Origin of the sequence: Anaerotignum faecicola (genome assembly GCF_003865035.1) — a bacterium.
In the GTDB taxonomy this organism is placed as follows: Bacteria; Bacillota; Clostridia; order Lachnospirales; family Anaerotignaceae; genus Anaerotignum_A; species Anaerotignum_A faecicola.
The window spans coordinates 98,370-114,294 of sequence record NZ_BHVZ01000014.1 but is presented as its reverse complement, the minus strand read 5'-3'; the positions used below and the strand labels follow the sequence as shown (position 1 = coordinate 114,294).

Annotated in this window: 19 protein-coding genes and 1 pseudogene; 7 read left to right on the top strand and 13 right to left on the bottom strand. The window is 45.2% G+C overall.

The annotated features are described in order from the left end of the window. Nucleotides 1-200: 200 nt before the first annotated feature. Nucleotides 201-917, top strand: coding sequence for a GntR family transcriptional regulator (locus EJE48_RS10570; protein ID WP_016408077.1), 717 nt, complete (start codon nucleotides 201-203; stop codon nucleotides 915-917). 225 nt (nucleotides 918-1,142) lie between these two features. Here EJE48_RS10570 and EJE48_RS10565 read toward each other — a convergent pair whose 3' ends face one another. From EJE48_RS10565 to EJE48_RS10555, 3 genes are all read right to left on the bottom strand, one after another. Then, nucleotides 1,143-1,739, bottom strand: a complete 597-nt coding sequence (locus EJE48_RS10565) for a hypothetical protein (protein WP_016408076.1) — start codon at nucleotides 1,737-1,739, stop codon at nucleotides 1,143-1,145. Further along, nucleotides 1,736-2,680: a recombinase family protein gene (locus EJE48_RS10560; RefSeq protein ID WP_016408075.1), complete on the bottom strand. Its 945-nt coding sequence runs from the start codon at nucleotides 2,678-2,680 to the stop codon at nucleotides 1,736-1,738. Before EJE48_RS10560 ends, EJE48_RS10565 begins: the two co-directional genes overlap by 4 nt. 92 nt (nucleotides 2,681-2,772) lie before the next feature. Beyond that, the gene (locus tag EJE48_RS10555; protein WP_016408074.1) at nucleotides 2,773-3,042 is read right to left on the bottom strand and encodes an FmdB family zinc ribbon protein; all 270 of its coding nucleotides are present in this window, start codon (nucleotides 3,040-3,042) and stop codon (nucleotides 2,773-2,775) included. Nucleotides 3,043-3,171: 129 nt separating this feature from the next. Between EJE48_RS10555 and EJE48_RS10550 the strand changes: the two are divergent. After that, a pseudogene (locus EJE48_RS10550) lies at nucleotides 3,172-3,858 on the top strand (S8 family serine peptidase); the annotation flags it as partial. 18 nt (nucleotides 3,859-3,876) lie between these two features. Further along, the gene (locus EJE48_RS10545; RefSeq protein ID WP_016408072.1) at nucleotides 3,877-4,305 is read left to right on the top strand and encodes a hypothetical protein; all 429 of its coding nucleotides are present in this window, start codon (nucleotides 3,877-3,879) and stop codon (nucleotides 4,303-4,305) included. Nucleotides 4,306-4,804: 499 nt separating this feature from the next. Here EJE48_RS10545 and EJE48_RS10535 read toward each other — a convergent pair whose 3' ends face one another. Continuing rightward, complete coding sequence (locus EJE48_RS10535) at nucleotides 4,805-5,359, bottom strand: DUF4064 domain-containing protein (protein ID WP_016408070.1); 555 nt, start codon at nucleotides 5,357-5,359, stop codon at nucleotides 4,805-4,807. A 202-nt stretch (nucleotides 5,360-5,561) separates the two neighbouring features. Here EJE48_RS10535 and EJE48_RS10530 point away from each other — a divergent pair, with 202 nt between their 5' ends. Beyond that, nucleotides 5,562-5,732 carry a ribbon-helix-helix protein, CopG family gene (locus EJE48_RS10530; RefSeq protein ID WP_016408069.1) on the top strand — a complete coding sequence of 57 codons (171 nt, stop codon included), beginning with the start codon at nucleotides 5,562-5,564 and terminating at the stop codon, nucleotides 5,730-5,732. 55 nt (nucleotides 5,733-5,787) lie between these two features. Here the strand turns inward: EJE48_RS10530 and EJE48_RS10525 are convergent, their stop codons facing one another. Beyond that, nucleotides 5,788-6,507, bottom strand: a complete 720-nt coding sequence (locus EJE48_RS10525; RefSeq protein ID WP_016408068.1) for a helix-turn-helix domain-containing protein — start codon at nucleotides 6,505-6,507, stop codon at nucleotides 5,788-5,790. A 713-nt stretch (nucleotides 6,508-7,220) separates the two neighbouring features. Between EJE48_RS10525 and brnQ the strand changes: the two genes are divergently transcribed. The 3 genes from brnQ to EJE48_RS10510 all read left to right on the top strand — a co-directional run bounded on the left by brnQ (nucleotide 7,221) and on the right by EJE48_RS10510 (nucleotide 10,146). Then, nucleotides 7,221-8,534 carry a branched-chain amino acid transport system II carrier protein gene (gene brnQ / locus EJE48_RS10520; RefSeq protein ID WP_118580986.1) on the top strand — a complete coding sequence of 438 codons (1,314 nt, stop codon included), beginning with the start codon at nucleotides 7,221-7,223 and terminating at the stop codon, nucleotides 8,532-8,534. A 200-nt stretch (nucleotides 8,535-8,734) separates the two neighbouring features. Beyond that, a complete protein-coding gene (locus EJE48_RS10515; RefSeq protein WP_118580989.1) occupies nucleotides 8,735-9,223 on the top strand; it encodes a sigma-70 family RNA polymerase sigma factor in 489 nt (162 codons plus the stop codon). Then, on the top strand, nucleotides 9,220-10,146 hold the full coding sequence (locus tag EJE48_RS10510; RefSeq protein ID WP_118580992.1) for a DUF3298 and DUF4163 domain-containing protein: 927 nt from the start codon (nucleotides 9,220-9,222) through the stop codon (nucleotides 10,144-10,146). Before EJE48_RS10515 ends, EJE48_RS10510 begins: the two co-directional genes overlap by 4 nt. Nucleotides 10,147-10,202: 56 nt before the next feature. Here EJE48_RS10510 and EJE48_RS10505 read toward each other — a convergent pair whose 3' ends face one another. From EJE48_RS10505 to tilS, 8 genes are all read right to left on the bottom strand, one after another. Beyond that, nucleotides 10,203-11,000: a carbon-nitrogen hydrolase family protein gene (locus tag EJE48_RS10505; protein WP_118580995.1), complete on the bottom strand. Its 798-nt coding sequence runs from the start codon at nucleotides 10,998-11,000 to the stop codon at nucleotides 10,203-10,205. Nucleotides 11,001-11,043: 43 nt separating this feature from the next. Then, complete coding sequence (locus EJE48_RS10500) at nucleotides 11,044-11,439, bottom strand: hypothetical protein (protein WP_124984559.1); 396 nt, start codon at nucleotides 11,437-11,439, stop codon at nucleotides 11,044-11,046. Between the two features lie 28 nt (nucleotides 11,440-11,467). Next, complete coding sequence (locus tag EJE48_RS10495; protein ID WP_124984558.1) at nucleotides 11,468-12,079, bottom strand: class I SAM-dependent methyltransferase; 612 nt, start codon at nucleotides 12,077-12,079, stop codon at nucleotides 11,468-11,470. 52 nt (nucleotides 12,080-12,131) lie between these two features. Then, nucleotides 12,132-12,575: a GNAT family N-acetyltransferase gene (locus EJE48_RS10490; RefSeq protein WP_118143222.1), complete on the bottom strand. Its 444-nt coding sequence runs from the start codon at nucleotides 12,573-12,575 to the stop codon at nucleotides 12,132-12,134. Nucleotides 12,576-12,607: 32 nt separating this feature from the next. Next, nucleotides 12,608-13,210 carry a Type 1 glutamine amidotransferase-like domain-containing protein gene (locus EJE48_RS10485; protein WP_007888235.1) on the bottom strand — a complete coding sequence of 201 codons (603 nt, stop codon included), beginning with the start codon at nucleotides 13,208-13,210 and terminating at the stop codon, nucleotides 12,608-12,610. 398 nt (nucleotides 13,211-13,608) lie between these two features. Further along, complete coding sequence (locus tag EJE48_RS10480) at nucleotides 13,609-13,848, bottom strand: hypothetical protein (RefSeq protein ID WP_124984557.1); 240 nt, start codon at nucleotides 13,846-13,848, stop codon at nucleotides 13,609-13,611. Between the two features lie 97 nt (nucleotides 13,849-13,945). Further along, the gene (gene hpt / locus EJE48_RS10475; protein ID WP_124984556.1) at nucleotides 13,946-14,473 is read right to left on the bottom strand and encodes a hypoxanthine phosphoribosyltransferase; all 528 of its coding nucleotides are present in this window, start codon (nucleotides 14,471-14,473) and stop codon (nucleotides 13,946-13,948) included. Beyond that, nucleotides 14,470-15,828, bottom strand: coding sequence for a tRNA lysidine(34) synthetase TilS (gene tilS / locus EJE48_RS10470; protein ID WP_124984555.1), 1,359 nt, complete (start codon nucleotides 15,826-15,828; stop codon nucleotides 14,470-14,472). The genes hpt and tilS overlap by 4 nt, the downstream gene beginning before the upstream one ends. Between the last annotated feature and the right edge of the window lie 97 nt (nucleotides 15,829-15,925).

Sequence of the window (15,925 nt, the reverse complement as noted above, 5' to 3'; positions counted from 1 at the left end):
CCAGTTAAAAAACGCCACTTAAAATTCTTTTTCAATCCGTTTTATATCTCATATTATTAAAAAAAAGTTGATTCCGAAAAATTGATAGACTTTTTGCGCCTCCTGTTGTATAATAGAGCAAACAGGCATACAGAAGAACATTTTTGTGCTGTCTTTTTGCGGCAAAATCTAATTTGAGAAATCGAAAGAAGGAGAGACCTGTGAAAGAAGAAGAAAAGAACCACGAAACAACGGGTAAAAAAACTACCCTGACTGATAAGATTTATCAGGATATTAAAGATGATATTCTCACGAAGGTATTCCAGCCCGGAGAAAAGCTGAACATCAAGGAGCTTGCTCGCGAATATCAGGTCAGCGATACCCCTGTCAAGCAGGCACTGCAAAGATTGGCAGAGGAAAAGCTGGTTGTGAACACCCCCAATAAGGGCATGAGCGTCAGAGCGCTGACACCGCATGAATTGCAGGATATTTTCGATATGCGTCTGATGATGGATACATTTTTTGTAAAGGATATCGTAACCACGCTGAATTATAACCACGGCCTGCGTCAGCAGCTGATTGACTGTCTGGAAGCACAGAAAAAATTCATCGAATCAAATGATTCCAATCATAAGCCCGATGAATTTTTTGAATTGGATTTAGAATTTCATACCCTGTATCTGGCAGCCTCCGGCAATCAGAAGGCGGTCAATGTATTCCGGGATATGCAGCCCTTCACCTATGCGTCCGGCACCTATGTAAGCCAGCCTCACTACAGGGACTGCGAATGTGTCGAGGAGCATCAGGCAATTCTGGATGCGGCGCTTGCGTCCGATTTAGACGCGCTGAAGGCAGCCGTTACCGCGCATCTGAATAACTCCAGAAAGGCATTGCAGCTCATCTTCAAGGTAAATCAGATGATTTACCCCGAAAATTAAAAATAACGAAAACCATCATTCATCAGGCTTCGCCTGATTCATGTGTTTGCTCCGCAAGCCTACGAAAACCAAAAAACACCATGTTGAAAACCATCATTCATCAGGCTTCGCCTGATTCATGTGCTTGCTCCGCAAGCCTACGAAAACCAAAAAAACACCATGTAAACTCATAAATGATTTACATGGTGTTTTTAATTTTCTATGGTTTTCTCCGCTATTTACAATTTACAGTATAAACAACGGATAAACCTGATGTGCATCCATTGTCATTTCGTTCCAGTAGGTGCGGAAGGTATCAGCGTTCATATCCTTTTCATTGGAAAGCACACAAACGGTATACGCTGTGCCGCCCTCCTCCAGAGAAAAATCATCCAGTATCGTCATACATTCATAAATATTGCGGGTGTAATCCTCTTTTTCGGTATATTCGTAGCCGTCTCTGGTCACATCCGTCACAACCAGATAGCCGCCGCCTGCCAGCCGCTTTACGGAATCCAGCATTGCGCCGTCATTTTTGGAGAACTGGCAAATGATAATTTCATCCGTTTTGCCTGCGGCAAAAGCATCCCAGTTTTCCTGACCGCCCACAACCGCGCCGTTATGAATGGTATACATCCCCGCCGCCGCTGCATCCTCCGCAGTCAGGTCTGCCGCATAGCCCTCCAAGGCCTTTTGCAGGGTGTCCGCCTCCTTCTTCATTTCACCGTCCAGCTCAGCTGTCACCTGCTGTCCGTCCGTAGCGTCCGTCTTATCCTTTCCGCAGCCTGACACGCCGCATACCATCACAACAGCCAGCAGCATTGCCAAAAGTTTCTTTTTCATGTGTTTTCCTCCTTCGATATCCTTGTTCGGGCGAGCCTGCGCTCTGCCATTCGTTTTTTTACGTCCCCGAAAATTTCTTCTTTTATGATTGCTTCGTGGGTATGCTCCACCACAATCCATTGATTTCGCGGCAGCTCTCTGGTCTTTTTCTCCTTAAAGCTGATTTTTTCCTCTTTTCCCTGCACCATATGCCCCAGATAAACGGGGTTTTGCAGGATTTTTCGGATTGTCCCCTTCGACCATGCCGCAGAAGAACGCCTGCCGAGATCCTCCCCTCGCGCCCGCTTCATCTCGGAAGGGGTGGGGATACCCTGTGCCGTCAGCCGTTCTCCAATCATTTTACAGGAAAGACCCGATAAGTACAAGTCATAGATTTTTTCCACAACGGGTGCCGTTTCCGCATCAGGAATGAGGTGATGCCTGCAACAGGGATCCTTGCGGTAGCCGTATGGCGCATAATTGCCCAGAAACTGCCCTGCCTCCATCTTCCTGCGAAAGACGGCACGAATGTTTTCCGAAAGCTCCTCGGAATACCATTCATTGACCAGACTGTTGATTTGACGGGCTTTTTTGTTGGCATGCGAAGCAGTATCCACCCCATCCACCACCGTCACAAAGCGAATCCCCCAGAGGGGAAACAGCGCATGCAGATATTTTTCCGCCGTGCCTGCGTTTCGGGTAAAGCGGGACTGCGTTTTGCATAGAATGATTGAAAATTTTCTTTCTTCCGCGTCCGCAAGAAGGCGTTGAAAGGCAGGTCTGTCCTCTCTCAGCCCCGAATAGTCCTCATCCGCATAAATGTCATAGACCGCCCACCCCTGTTTTTTGGCATATCCCAGCAAAAGTGCGCGCTGATTGCGTATACTCTCACTTTCCGCCGCTCTCTTTTCCGCATCCTCCACAGAAAGCCTGCAATAAATCGCCGCAATTTCTTTTTTCATTGCCGCCGCTCCTTTTTCTTCCTTAAAAAATTATACGGCGTTTCGGGCAAGAAAAAACCTACAGCTTTGACTGTAGGCTTTTATAATATTTCTTATAATCCGCGGAAAATATATTTCTCGCACTTCGGACAAACCGTGTCCTCGTTCACTCTGCGGCGACAGTCCAGCCCCTTGCCGCAATGAGGGCATCTATACAACTTTATTTCCAGGAAGATATCCAGCGCCACAATAATAATCGTCAACAGAATATTTCCGGCAAATACAAATGCCATTGCCGCCAGAGCATAAAGAACCAAGCTGAGCTTCTGGAACTTTTTGAACTTTGCCAATAATGCGGTGCCTTTTTCTGATAAAGCCTGCATAATTTTGACCCCCTTTTTTCATCTGATTTGTTCTTATTGTACAACAAATATCCTGCAAATGCAATAAAAAAGAAGAAAGGTATCCAAAAGCATGCGTCCATATAAAACGCACCCGTCACCCATGTCACGGGTATCGCCTGCGGCAACGGTCACAATGCCGACGGGCGTTATGCAGGCGTTGCACCAGAGGCAGGGATTGTTTCCGTCAAAATTCTTGACCGATACGGGCAGGGAAATTCCACCCACGCCGTACTGGGGCTGAGATGGATAATGGACAATGCACGCAAATATAATATTAAAGTAGTAAATCTTTCCATCGGCACGAATGACAGAAAGGTCAACCTGCCGCTAAAAGAGGCAGTCGAACGGCTCTGGCAGATGGGAATTGTGGTGGTGGCGGCGGCAGGAAATCCGGATGGACGCAATGGCTACCGTCCACCGCCTGCGGTAAGCGGCGGTGTGATTTCCGTCGGCGCATGGGAGGATAGAAGCTATTTCCTCGCGCCTGCGTTTCCGCTTTTTTCAAGGGAACGGGATACATTGCCCGATCTTTGGGCACCGGGAGATGATATCATTTCGGTGCTTTCGCCCGATTTTGATTTCACCCTGCCCAACCGCAGCCGTAAAAACATCGTGGACGGAAATTATATCACCATGAGCGGCGCATCCATGGCAACACCGCTCATCAGCGGCGCGGCTGCCCTGCTGCTCACAGAAAACCCACACACGCGTCCTGCGGAAATCAAACGGCTGCTGCTGCAAAAAGCCAAGCCCTTCGGCGGTCTTCTGACAGCGGAGGTCTGCCGTACCATTTAAAAGAAAGGTGGTTCTCTTATGTCCGAAAACACGGTCTATACCCTTGCAAAAACCCTACAGAAAACGGACGGACTGGAAAAGGATTTTGCACAAATGCTTTCTGCTTTGCGAGATACGGTCGAAAAAGAATATCTTCTGAAAATCCGCTCTGCCGCCAATGCCGAAACGGCATTTGCCAAGGAGCATCCCCCGAAGGAGGTCACACTGCTGCGCGCGCTTTCCGCCTTTATGGATGAGGGCGGACGGGCACAGCTGGACCGCATGACAAAGGGTCTGATGTTTCTGCACACCCTGCAGCATGTGCAAAGAGGTGTAGCGGATTTCTCCGAAGGCAATCTTCTGGCGGCGCGCAGTGCCGAGGGCGGCGCACCGGAAGATTTGCCCTCCGCCCAATCCGCAAGAATGGCAGGTCTGCTGCTGACATTGGCATTGGCAGAGCAGTTTTAGAGGGTGTCGACAAAGTCGCCCCCTAAGTTGAAATCAAGATTTCAACTTGTTTAAGCAGAGGAATAAACAGACGAGTTCCATCGGCTAGAAAGCCTTGAAACTCGCTGTTTTCCTCGAGTGGGCAAAGCCCCCTCTGCGGGTTTTACTTAGGAAACGCTTCGTTTCCCAAACCCTTCCGCTGCTTGTAAACATTTTGTATACAATTTAAGGGGCATTTCAGCCCCTTTTTCTCGTATATAAAATATGTATCGTATCACACAAAAAGAAAAATAAAAATCCTAACAGCACAATAATAAAATGATTACTTTGATACGCATCGAAAATATGCCCTTTCATCATTTCATCTACGGCATATCGCATACCACACATTATGCAGGAATAATTATCATAATCACACAGGTAATGAAACGGTGCTATATATTGGATAAACAGTCCATTGATTATAACAACCGCATATAATATCATCCTTACATTCTCAAAAGCAATTTGTTTATAATTCTTAATCTTCATACATTTTTATTGCTTTTACAAATTTAAATCCTGCGATAATCTGAAGAATCCCCGGAATAAACAAAACAACTCCAAAGCCGCAACTTGCCAATACATACAGCATAAATAAGAAAAATGCTAATATCAAATCAGAAATCGCCAAAAATAAATAAATGTAAGCCCATTTCATTTTCTTTCTCTCTGGTTTCAAATATATGATGATCCCAATCACAAAGATAATTAACCCAACCAGAAAACAAACTAGCAAAAGATTCCCGGAAATATCAGGAGGTTCAACCGTAACAGACAAATCGGCAGCAGAATCTGAATCATTTTTGGACATCTGCGGTATCACTAAAAACATCCCTAATGTCATCAATACAGGCAGACAAAAGGCAATAATATTCAACAAATGTGCCGAAAACAAATTGGTCTTATCTTTTTCCACACCTTTAATTTCTGCACCTTTATCGTCCTTTACATTTACGTCTAAAATCTTCTCGCCGCATTTTGTACAAAATAAGCTATCATCCTTATTCTCGGCTCCACACTTTGAGCAATACATTTTCCCACACCCTTTTCACAAATTTCGTTCATTATCAAACATCACATTTTTTACAACCTAACTTAACATTGCTATGTCAGCATATCTACAGCCCTGATATAACCTCCTTTTTAAAATCGTATTCTATTTTCGATATCTATTTTGGAATATAGAATAAATATAACAAACCCGATACAATTTAGCAAGAGGGAGGTGTAAACAAATGACTGTATTTCATCCGAAAAAGCCGGAAAAGGAAGTAATCTCCATGCGGATTCCAAAGGATGTTCTGGAAATTCTGGATCAGAAATCTGCACAGGCTAACATCAGCAGAAACGAATTTATCAATCAGTGTATTTTGTTTGCCCTTGCCCACATGGAAAACGAAGCATAAAAACCACAGCAAAAAAGCCCAGACCTTACGGTCTGGGCAATTTTTTTGACTTCGCTTAAGCGTGGTCGCTGACAACAAACATATTCATTTTTTTCAGAAGGCGGATATCCTCCTTAGAAACCTTGAGCTTTTCCTTCAAATCGTCCGTTTCCTCCAGAATATCCGATACCATCAGAAATTTGAAGCAGGCAGGCAAAATCGGCTGCGTGGATAAGCAGCAGCAAAGTCCTTCCATTCTGCCGCCATTATTAAAGGAATTGATGGCGTACATAAACATTCGCTCCACCTTATTATTCTGGTTTTCAAAATTGAAATTGATGAAGGTATCACCCTTGCGCATCGTGCCGTGATAAAGGAGCTTACACTGATAATAATTGGATAAGTCCTCAAGCGAAGCATACATATTCGCGCTGAATACACCGCTGTCCTCTCCGCCATCCTGCACCTCAATAACATTGCGCGCAATGCGGCTGCGTCTGCCATCGTAAAAGTACATATAATATTTGCTTTTGCTGAGGTTGTGCTTGATGATTTCGCCCTTCTCGCCCTTTTCCTCCCCGATTTCTTCATAATCAATCAGCTGGTTGACGGGCACCCCTAACGCCTGCGCAATCGTAAACAGGGTTTCAATATCAATGGAAATATCCCCGTTTTCGTATTTGGAAACCGTTGCCTTGCTTTTATGAATCATGCCTGCGAAGGTTTCAATGGTCAGGTTTTTCGTCTTTCGATACAGGCGAATTCTCTGCCCCACATGGATACTAACTTCTTTCATCTCTTTTCACCTACTCATCTATACTGTAAAAAAATAATCTCACTCTATTAAACCACGCGTTCCATTATAGTATAAAGTATCCAATAAAAAAAGTGTTCCGCACAAATCTTTTCGCTTTTTTATGGAAACTTAACGAATCTGTTTCTTTTTTGAAAGCAAGCGCTCGCTTTTTCTGAAACCGGTTTCGCAAAACCGCAGATGTTCTGAAAAAAACACAATAGGTTTTTCGTGATTTTCGCGCCATTTTTCCGAAAAAGTTTCTTTAGAATATATTATTTCCAGTTTTATGCAAAACGGGATATTATTTATTGTTCATCATTATACCAGATAAAAAGAGAAAAATCTACGTTTTTATCACCGAAATATCCAAAATCTATTTATTATTTTTGGTAAAATCTATCGTTTTTGTCCATTGTATTCATTTTTAAACCAAGGCTCCTCCCTGTCTATATTCGCATTATGTCAATTTCATAAAAATAAGATAATTTATGAAATTTTGTGATTTTTCAGTCTTTTCTACGAAAATATATGCTTTTTTTACATTTTTTCCACTCTGAGTATAAGAAATCAATAAATTCGTTTCACTAAACTATATTTCATTCATTTGCCCAAATCAGATTTTTCGTGCATAATATCGTTTGTAGGACAACTAAGAGAGATTTTCTTGGTGTCGGATGTAAAAGAAAGTTTTGTTTAGGAGGCGTTTACAAATTATGAGAAAGAAAACGAGTTTAAAGGACATTGCCGTAATCGGGCTGGCACTGTTTGCAATGTTCTTCGGTGCCGGCAATTTAATCTTCCCCCCCTACCTTGGTACAAATGCAGGGAGCGAGTGGTTCATCGGGTTTATGTGCTTCTTTATCGCGGACGTTGGTTTGGCTCTGGTTGCCATCCTCTCCATGATTAAAGGCGGCGATGTTTCCATTCAGGGCGTTACCAAAAAGCTTGGTGCAGTCCCCTCTGTCATTATCAATACATTAGTCGTTCTGTGTATCGGGCCCTTCTTGGCAATCCCCCGTACCGCAGCAACAACATTTGAAATGGGCGTTATGCCGATTTTCCCCAAAATCAACAGCTGGATTTTCGGTGCAGTCTTCTTCGGTCTGGTTCTGCTGTTTACCGTTCGCCCCTCCGGCGTTGTTGACGTAATCGGCAAATACCTGACACCTATTCTGGTAATCTGTCTGATGGCAATGATTATTCTGGGTATTGTTCACCCCATTGGCGATATCAGCAATGTTGCAAAATTTGAAACAATCAGAGAAGGCGTTATGGCAGGCTATCAGACCATGGACGTTCTGGCTTCTATCGTATTCGTCATCATCATCATCTCCGCAGCAAGGGATAAAGGCTACACAGAAACAAAGGACACCATGAGCGTTGTTATCAAATCCAGCGTTTTCGCAGCAGTTGCACTGTTCGTCATCTATGGCGGTCTGGCATTTCTGGGTGCAACCACATCCGCAGGCGGCTTTGAAGGCTATAACCAGACAGGTCTGGTTGTTGCAATCACACAGTCTCTGATCGGCAGCTACGGCGTACTGGTTCTGGCAATCATCGTATTCTTTGCCTGCCTGACCACAGCAATCGGTCTGACCTCCTCCTGCGCATCCTATTTCGCAGAGCTGACAAACAACAAGGTCTCCTATACAAAGGTAGTTATCCTGACTGTTGCATTCAGCTACATCGTATCCAACTTCGGTATCTCTACAATCATCAGCATTGCAGCACCTATTCTGAACCTGCTGTACCCTGTTGTTCTGGTTATGATTGTGCTGAACTTCTTTGGTAAGCATATCAAAAACAACAACATTTATATCTTCGCAGCAGCCTTTGCACTGGTTGCAAGTGCGGCAGAAGTGCTTTGCGGCTTCGGTCTGCCCCTGCATTTCGTAGAAAATCTGCCTCTGGGCTCCTTCCAGTGCGGCTGGGTAGTTCCTGCCATCGTAGGCGGTATCATCGGTAAATTCGTACCCGCTTCTCAGAAAGCAGCCTCTCTGAGCAAGAGCGACAACGAATTAGGCTAATGCCTGCGGCATTCTGTCGAAATCTCTATAGAAATTCTCGCACCGTATCGAATAGGATACGGTGCTTTTTTTATTATTTTTATTTTTTTTCAAAAATTTTTCAGACAGTTCAAACTTTTTTCCGTTACAATACATCTATAAGACAGAAAACGAAAAAATGGTTTTCACGCTGACCGGGAAGCAACAAGGAGGTAACACCTATGCAGGATATTTACGACTGCACCGTACAATACATCATAGAAAATCAAAATAAATTTTATCGTCTGGCATACAGCTATGTAAAGGAGGAGCAGGCAGCTCTGGATGTGATACAGAACGCTATCTGCCGCGCCTTGGAGGGCTGCTTTGGGCTGAAAAATCCTCTGGCACTCCGCACATGGTTTTATCGGATTCTTGTCAATGAGGCTTTGCAGTATCTCAGAAAGCAAAAGCGCGAAGTTCCTCTCGGCGAGGAGCATACCGAAGCCATGACCTACGAAGAGCCGGCATTTGATGAAGATAAGCAAGCCTATGAGGCTGTGATGCAGCTGTCAGAGCCTATGAAAACCGTCATTATCCTTCATTATTATGAGGATCTGACGCTCAAGCAGATTGCAGAAATCACCGATACCCCACTCAGCACCGTAAAGACACGACTCTACAGTGCCCTGAAAAAGCTGAAACTGATTTTGAAGGAGGAAGAAAAATGAATCCCGAAAATGGCAAAAAAACCTACGAATCCATCGAAATTCCTAAAAATTTAAATGAAACGGTCATGCAGACGATTGCATCCAAAAATAAGGAGGAACTGAAAATGAAATACGAAAGCAATGAAAATAAGAAAGCATCCGAAGCAAAGAAATCCTATCGCCCCGTCTGGAGAGGCTGTGTTGCGGCGGCAGCAGCCGTTCTGGTCGCAGGCACCATCGGGCTGAACGCAAGCCCCGTTTTTGCGGAAAACATGAGCAAGGTTCCCGTTGTGGGGCAGCTGGCGCAGGTGCTGACCTTCCGTTCCTTTGAAGGCACAGAGGGCGATGTGGAGCTGAATGTAAACGTCCCCGTTGTGAAGGGCCCCGATGGTAAGGAGCTGCCCGCAAAGGTAAATGCACGCATCCAGCAGCTGACCGCCGATTATGAAGCGCAGGCAGAAAAGGAAATGGCAGAATATAAGGAATCCTTCTTCCAAACAGGCGGCACAAAGGAAGAATGGGCAGATCGCACCATGGATTTGTATATCGATTACGATGTAAAATATCTCAGCAATGATGTTCTCTCTCTGGGCGTAACAACCGCAAAGAGCTGGGTTTCCGCGGATGAGGAGCATACCTACTACAACATTGATTTGAAGAATGATAAGGAGCTGACCCTGCAAGACGTGCTTGGCGATGATTATGCTGCCATCTGCAATAAGAGCATCGTATCTCAGATTGAAGAACGCATGGCGGCAGATGCAAACGCTTCCTTCTTCGGCTATGGTGACAGCACAGATGAAACCGATTCCCTTGGGAAGTTTGAAACCGTTGACGCAAATACCTCCTTCTATCTGAACGCAGAGGGCAAGGTTGTCATCTCCTTCCCCGAATATTCCATCGCCCCCGGATATATGGGCATTCAGGAATTTGTAATCGACTAACACAAAAATAGCAAAACGCAAGAAGGCTATCCTTTCGGGATAGCCTTCTTGCGTTTTCATTTATACAATTCCGTCCGTCTCAGCCCCGTATACGTTCTGCGGCTTCTGATTTCACTCGATTTTGCCAAATCCACCTCTGCATAAAGAATCCCCTCCGTATCATCCGCCTTGGCAATCACATCGCCGTTGGCATCTACTACAATAGATTCCCCCGAGAAGTCCATCTCGCCCTCCTTGCCGACGCGGTTGCACATCGCAACTGCCGTACTGTTATGGAATGCCTGTACACGCAGCTCCCATTCAAACATTTCGGAAGGCTCTGTTTTCGTATTCACCGTCGGAATCAGAATCAGCTCCGCCCCCATCAGACTTTCCGTGCGGATGCTTTCGGGGTAATGCCGGTCGAAGCAGACCACAATCCCGATTTTCCCATATTCCGTATCGAATACATGAAACCCGTCATCGGAGGGTGTATAGTAATCCTGCTCATAAAACTGCTCCGCCTGCGCAATATGCACCATCTTCTGCACGCCCGCAATCGTGCCGCCCTTCTGAATCAGCAGACTGGCATCGTATGTCTTCCCGTTTTCGTAAAGCAAAATATTCGGCACAACCAGAATCCCGTTTTCCTGCGCCGCCCTGCAAAATGCCGTCACAACCTCAGAATCAAGCGAAATCCGATATTGCGTCACATCCTGTCCGGGGTACTGCGGAAAAAATTCCGTCAGCTGCACTTCTGGAAACAGAATCAAATCCGCCCCATTTTCTGCTGCCTCCTTGATTGCCCGTATGCTTTTTTCTAGGTTCGCAGCAGGCTTTCCTGCGTTTGCCATCTGGCAAAGTGCGATTTTCATGTTGCATCCGCTCCCTTCTCTTTTGTTTTTTCATAAATTATTTTTATCCGTTTGCCTGCGTCCGCCGCCAGATACCATCCTCGTCCTTATGCAGAACTTCCTGATAAGCGTTTTTATTTCGATAAATCCCAATCATTGTCGTATCCTCGTCTAGCGGCAGGGTAAAGCTGTTTTTCGCCCCAATCCTGCCATTGATGCCCCCAAAGGCAGAATAGCAGTCAATATAAAGCTTTCCACCCATCTGTTGGGATATCTCCATTTTTCTGATATACCCCCTTGATGCCGCAACGTCAATATCCAGCGTGATTTCTCTGCCGTCCCCCGAAACGGAATATCCATCCATATAGACAGAACCGTTTCTCAAAAACCCCGAACCGATAAAATAACCGCCGCAAAGCACCACTGCCACAATAATCCCAATCACCATTTTCTTCTTCATAAAACCACCTCCGCAAATAGGACGTTTGCTATTTCGTTGCAACAATACTTATCCAATGATTTTTTGTATTTGAATACGTTTTTATCTCTGTAAAACCTGCTTCTTTCAAAGCAGCAATGAGTTGATCAGAGGTGTAAATCTTCATACCATCAATCAACTTTGTCCATTTTTCATCTGCGGCATTCGTTCCGTCAGATTCGTTACAAATCAGGAATGTCCCTCCGTTTTTCAGAACTCGATTTACCTCAAAAAAACATTTTTCCAATCCCGGCCAGAAGTAAACTGTCTCAAAAGCAGAAACATAATCAAAAACCGCATCAGGAAAAGGGATAGCAAATGCATCACCTTGAACCACGCAACATTTCCCTTGTTTAATGGCGGCGGCGTTCAGTTTTTGAGATTCTGCCACACTGACCTCCGAATAATCCATTCCTGCCACATGTCCATTTCCGCATTTGCCCAACCAGGCTACAATATTTGCACCGCCTCCGCAACCAACATCCAGTACCGCAGCGTCCGGATTCACTGAGATATTTGAGAATCCCCATTGTGATAACTTGGCGTGACCGATGTTCATCATCTTCGTCATCAATTTTCCGCCGAAGCCTTGTGGCTTACGAGTATTTTCAAAGAAGTTCATTGCATTATTCCTCCTCTTTAAATCCCGATTTTTCAGTTTCAAAAACTGGAAGTTATAAACATCTTTGCAAATATATCATATCTATCAACTGTACACCGCCCTCATAAATTGGGTGGTCATAATTGTCAGTAAAGAAATTGGGAATCTTGTGAGAACGGACAAATCCACATTTTTCATAAAATGGTATCGTCAATGGACTGTCACCTGTTCCAACTTGCAAAACAGAATATTCATCTGCATATTTACTGGCAAGAAAATCAATTAGTGCTTTGCCATAGCCCTTTCCCTGATTTTCCGGATCGACTGCAATATTCTTGATTTCAAGTATTCCATTACCTTCATCGGTAACAACACATTCAGCTTTTACATTACCATCTTCAAGTACATACATAGTACTTTTTTCAAGATAGTGATCAATCATATTTTCCTGCTCATCAGCTAATAACAATAATGCTATAAATTGCTTTTTATTCTCATTCACTTCTCGGATTTTCATATCTATTACTCCGACAAACTGGAATTTTCAAATTAGTCTTTGCAAATAACCTTTGAATCTTCACCATCAATTACAATTCCCTGACGGTTGTTAATTGGGCATAGATTCAAATCCGAGAACTCAGTCATTATTTTCTCGGTAACTTTCTTAAATGGTGCTGTAAGATAATGCGGAAGAACATAGAAATCAATCAAATCAATCCCTGCATCATCTTCTTGTGAGTAGTCCTCCGGCTTTTCATCCATTTGCTCGATATATTGGATGCTTGGAGCGCATATAATTGCGCCTGCCGACTCGCCGATCATCAATTTTCCATTTGCCAATTCCTTTTTCAGCAGTCCATCAGTTCCCGTTTTACGGAGCTGGTCCATAAGAAAGAAAGAATTTCCGCCGGTAAAATATATCACATCTGCTTCTTCAAAAACAGACTGTATCGTTGAATAAGCCTCCGTTGAAATATCAATTTCAGTTACGATCGCTCCCAACTTTTTGAATAATTTTCGAGCCGAGCCGACATAACCGGTGTAGCCTTCACGCAGTGAAGCTGTTGGAATAAATGCGACTTTCTTATTTTCAATTTCTTCCTTTATCAGACTTCCTACACTTGAAAAGTGCGAACATAAAAATAATTTCATCAATATTCTCCTTTATAAATTCCGATTTGTTGTTCCTTTCAGGCGCATCTGCGCCGCCTTTCTTCCTGCCGTTTCCGGCACTGTGGGAAAGGGTTTGGAAAGGGAAACCTTGTGTCCCTTTCCTCGTCTGCGGAGGTTTGGAACCCATTACGAAACGGGTTCCAAGTTTTTGTTACTTTTTAGCATAAAAAGTAAGGATGGAATGCTTTGTTTTGCCGTAAAAGCTCTAAACTGGCGAACCGCTAATGTTGGCTAACCATTCTATTTGGGCGCGACTGCGCCCAATCAGTGCGAAGCACTGCTAACCATTGGTTCTGAAATCCCGATTTATTGTTCCTTTCAGGCGCACCTATACTTGTCTGCAACTTCCAATCGAATCAACATTTTTTCTCCGCACTTCATCGAATCAGATGCAGTGCATATTCCAGATCCTTCTTATGCACATAAATTTTATACTCCCATGCAAAGCTCTGGTTAAATCCTGCACTCCACATATTCGCTCTCTGGATACCGCCCTGTCGATTTGTTGTTCTCACTGTATAAGCAATCCCATTTGCAGCCAGAATATTGCGAACCTCCGCCTGCCGTTCCATGCTCTGTGTAAGCAGCAATTCTCTCCTGTTGAAAATCGTCAGCATTTTCCCCAGCCCCTTTCGCTTTTTTTCATTTTATCATATCCCCCTCCAAAAGAAAAAGCCATTTTCCACCGTTTCGATAGAAAATGGCTTTTTTTACTTATTCCTCAAAATGCAGTACGCCTACATAAGGCAGATTTCTATATTTCTGGGCATAATCCAGACCATACCCCACCACGAAGGCATCGGGAATCGTAAAGCCTGTATAGTCCGCCTTGATATCCACCACGCGGCGGTCAGGCTTATCCAGCAGTGTCACCAGCTTCAGCTTTTTGGGGTTTCTGCTGATAAGAAGCTCCTTCAGCTTTTTCAGTGTTCTGCCGGTGTCAATGATATCCTCTACAATCAGCACGTTCTTGCCTGTAATATCCGCATCCAGATCCATCTTGATATTGATATTGCCGGAGCTTTCCGTGCTGTTGCCGTAGCTGGAAACGCTCATGAAATTCATGGTAACAGGCATCTTCATTTTCTTTGCCAGATCCACGATGGTCACAACTGCGCCCTTCAGCGCACAAACCAGCTCCACCTGCTCATCTCCAAACTCCTGATATAATTCATCTGCCAGCTCTGCCATTCTCCGGTCAATCTGTTCCGCAGAAAGCAATACCTCGATTCTCTCTTTCATTCCTGTATCCTCCGTATTTGAATCCATACTTTTCGGTCGGTCTGTTCATCCACGCCAAAGGCTTCCTTCAGCCTCGGTACCCAAATCACCGTATCCCCTGCCACAAATAAGGGATATCTCTCCCGTTCGGCTCTGGGAATCTTTGCATCAATGAACAGCTCCTTGATTTTTTTCCTGCCCTTTCGCAGGGGAATCACATCCCCCTGCCTGCGCGTGCGGCAGAAAAGTGTATGCCCTATTTTATCATAATCAAATACATTCGTACAGGTTTCGGCAGAAATTTCAACTTTTTTTTCATCCAGAGAGACCAGAACGGCAATGCCTGCTTCGGGAATGAAGATTTCCTCCTCCATAGGCAGGGCATAGCAGAACCCTCTTGGCGCATCTGCTGCCCTTCGGGAAAGCACCAGTGTGCCGTATCGGTTTTCTGCGCGCAGTCCTTCGGGAAAATCAAGCTGTTTCCCGCTTTCCTTCCGAAGCAAATCCTCTAACGCCGCAAGCTGCTTTGCGGAAATATCCTTTTTCTGAAACTGCCCCACCGCCTGCCGCAGGATGCGCCGCCGCATGGCAGGATGGAGCGCATTTAGCCCTTCTATGGAAAGAGAAACCTCCTCAGGCAAGGAGGGCAGCTGTACCTCCTTCCAAAAAAGTGCCGTCTGCTGCTCCAGAAAATCCTCCTCCTCTGCCAAAAGAGAGGCCGTTTTTGCAATATGCCCCACCGCCTGCGGATTGATTTCCTCCAGAATCGGCAGAACGCGCAGCCGCAGCTTATTTCGGGTATAGGCTTCCTCTCGGTTTGTGGCATCCTCTCGCCACCCCAGTCCGTTTTCCCTGCAATAGTCCTCGATTTCCTCTCGGTCGCAGAACAGCAGAGGGCGGCAGATATTCTCTCTGACGGGTGCCATGCCTGCAAGCCCCTTCAGTCCTGTCCCTCTGCAAAGCCGCATCAGAACGGTTTCCGCCTGATCCCTTCGGTGGTGCGCCACGGCAATGAAGCCATCCTCGCCTGCCGTCTGCCGAAAGGCGGCATAGCGCAGAAGCCGCCCCGTTTCTTCCTCGCCAAGCCCACGCGCCTTCGCCTCCGCACGCACATCATAGTGCTTTACGATACAGGGAATCCCCAAATCGGCGCAGAAGCCTTCCGCAAAACGAGCGTCCTCGTCTGCCGCTGCTCCGCGCAGACCATGGTGGATATGTACCGCGGTGAGGGAATCCCATGCAAATTCCTTTTGCAGGCTATGCAGAACGTGGAGCAGTGCAACGGAATCCGCTCCACCCGAAAGCCCAATCACAAGCCTTGCGCCCTTCGGCACCATCTGAAATTGTCGCAGTGTGTTTCGTACCTTTTTCCGCATGTTCGTCTCCTTCTCGGAATCCTCTTTTTCCCCGAAAATTCCTCTTGTCCATTACTCTACACGATTGCGAAAAAAAAGACAACCCCACTTAGTCTCA